1 protein-coding gene is annotated in these 3044 nt (G+C 67.0%); it reads left to right on the top strand.

Annotated elements, in window-relative coordinates; all coding sequences use genetic code 11:
- Window positions 1–204 precede the first annotated feature (204 nt).
- Window positions 205–3044 (top strand): helicase-related protein (locus ABID44_RS18560; RefSeq protein WP_354153160.1); only part of this gene is annotated, 2840 nt, incomplete at its 3' end.

Here is a 3044-nt window from a genome sequence, read left to right as displayed (position 1 = left end):
CCACCGCACTCAAGGCCTACGCCGCCTTCGCAACAAGCGCCGACAAGGGAGCAGTCCGCAAACTCCCCGAATGAAAACAGCACACGGCATCGGGCCGAAACCGCCAATTTCCGCCTTTCACCCGGACACATAAATGCCTATGTGTCTGGGGTCGGAGAAGCCGCAGCCGGGGACATGCCCTGCTGCACAGACTTTTGCAGGCGAATGAACATCCATCCCAAGACACAAGGTCCGCTTATTCTGTCGGGACGCGACGTTACGGCGGTTCTGGGTCCGACCAACACCGGCAAGACGCATCTGGCCATCGAACGCATGGTGGCGCATGAAAGCGGCGTCATCGGCCTGCCGCTGAGACTGCTGGCCCGCGAAGTCTATGCGCGGCTGTGCGAAAAGGTGGGGGCCTCGAAAGTGGCGCTCGTCACCGGCGAGGAGAAGATCCAGCCCGCCGGCGCGCGTTATTCCGTCTGCACCGTGGAGGCGATGCCGCGCGAGACGGATGCAGCCTTCGTCGCCATCGACGAGGTGCAGCTTGCCGGCGATCTGGAGCGCGGCCACATCTTCACCGACCGCATCCTGCATCTGCGCGGGCGGCAGGAAACGCTGCTGCTTGGCGCGGCCACCATGCAGGGCATATTGCAGAAACTGCTCAGGGGCGTGGCGGTCGTCACCCGGCCGCGCCTGTCGCATCTGGCTTATGCGGGCTCGAAGAAGCTCACCCGCCTGCCGCGCCGCACCGCCATCGTCGCCTTCTCGGCTGACGAGGTTTACGCCATCGCCGAGCTGATCCGCCGCCAGCAGGGGGGCGCGGCGGTCGTGCTCGGCGCGCTGTCGCCCCGCACCCGCAACGCACAGGTGGCGCTCTACCAGAACGGCGAGGTCGATTATCTCGTCGCCACCGACGCCATCGGCATGGGCCTCAACCTCGACGTCGACCATGTCGCCTTCGCCCAGAACCGCAAGTTCGACGGCTACCAGTTCCGCCAGCTCACCGCCGCAGAACTCGGCCAGATCGCCGGCCGCGCCGGACGGCACATGCGCGACGGCACATTCGGCGTCACCGGCCGTGTCGATCCGCTCGACGACGATCTGGTGAACAAGATCGAGGGGCACGATTTCGAGCCGGTCAAAGTGCTGCAATGGCGCACCGCCTCCTTCGACTTCGCCAGCCTCGACGCGCTGCGCCGCTCCATCGAGACCCCCGCGCCGGTGGAAGGGCTGACGCGCGCGCTGCCGGCGGTGGACGCGCAGGCGCTGGAGTATCTTTCCCGCGACGAGGAGATCCGCAAGCTGGCCAACAGGTCGGATCGTGTGGCCCTGCTGTGGGACGTCTGCGCGCTGCCCGACTATCGACGCATCTCGCCCGCCCAGCACGCCGACCTGATCGCCTCGATCTATATGGACCTCGCCCGGCTCGGCCATGTCGACGAAAACTACATGGCCGAACAGGTGCGCCGCGCCGACACCACCGAAGGCGACATCGACACGCTGTCGGCCCGCATCGCCCAGATCCGCACCTGGACTTTCGTGTCCAACCGGCCCGGATGGCTGTCCGATCCGGCACACTGGCAGGAAAAGACACGCGAAATCGAGGATAGATTGTCCGATGCGCTGCATGACAGGTTGACGAAACGCTTCGTAGACCGCAGGACTTCCGTGCTCATGCGCCGCCTTAGAGAAAATACCATGTCCGAAGCCGAAATCAGCCCTGCCGGTAGCGTCCTCGTCGAGGGACACCATGTGGGAGAATTGCAGGGGTTCCGTTTCACGGCGGACCAGAGCGCCGGAGGCGAAGCCGCCAAGGCGGTGCGCGCCGCCGCCCAGAAGGCGCTCGCCACGGAATTCGAAGCTCGCGCCGACCGGTTCGCGGCGTCCGGCAACAACGACATCGCGCTCGGTTCCGACGGCGTGCTGCGCTGGATCGGCGCGCCCATCGGCACGCTGGTCGCCGGTGAGGACGTGCTACGTCCGCGCCTCGTCCTGCTTGCGGACGAGCAGCTGACCGGTCCCGCCCGCGACAAGGTGGCCGCGCGCGCCGAGCGTTTCGTCACCTTCCAGATCGAAAGCCTGCTGAAACCGCTGGTGGACCTGAAAGCCACGGAACAGCTTTCCGGCATCGCGCGCGGCATCGCCTTCCAGCTCGTCGAGAACATGGGCGTTCTCAACCGCCGCGACATCGCCGAGGAAATGCGCTCGCTGGAGCAGGAAGGCCGCGCCGCATTGCGCCGCCTCGGCGTCCGTTTCGGCGCCTACCACGTCTTCGTGCCGGCGCTGCTGAAGCCTGCCCCCGCCCAGTTGGTGACGCTGCTGTGGGCCTTGCAGAACGACGGCAAGGACAAGCCCGGCTTCGGAGACGTGGTCAATGCGCTGGCCACCGGCCGCACCTCGCTGGTGGTCGATGCGGGCTTCGACCGCAATTTCTATCGCCTGGCCGGCTATCGCAGCCTCGGCCGCCGCGCCGTGCGCGTCGATATCCTGGAACGGCTTGCCGATCTGATCCGCCCCGCCATCAACTGGAAACCGGGCCTCGGGCCGCGCCCCGACGGCGCGTTCGACGGCGGAACCTTCACGGTCACGCCGCCGATGATGTCGATCCTCGGCGCCACCGCCGAGGATATGGAGGAAATCCTCAAGGGTCTCGGCTACCGGGCCGAGCCGAAGCCGGCCGACGAGGTGAAGGCGAAAGTCGATACCTTCGATAGCGCCGCGCGTGAAGCCGCCGAGGCTACGGCGGCTGCCGAAGCTGCGAAGGCCGCGGAAGAAGAAGCGGCTGCAACAGCCGAAACCGCCACGCAGGGTGAGCAGCCAGTTGCGGAGACAGCTTCCGCCGAACCGGCGCCATCCGACCCGCAGGAGCCGGCTCCCGTGGACGCGGCGCTGGTCGAGGTTGCGGAACCGGCCGCACCGGAGCCCGAAACATCCGAGCCCATGGCCGACCCTGTCGAAGTCGCAGCGACGGTGGAACAGGAAGAAGCTGCGGAACCGGCCGCACCAGAGCCCGCAGCATCCGAGCCCATGGCCGACCCTGTCGAAGTCGCGGCGACGGT

The organism is Aquamicrobium ahrensii (genome assembly GCF_040545755.1).
GTDB classification, from domain to species: Bacteria; Pseudomonadota; Alphaproteobacteria; order Rhizobiales; family Rhizobiaceae; genus Mesorhizobium; species Mesorhizobium ahrensii.
This window is presented reverse-complemented; position numbering and strand designations above follow the sequence as displayed.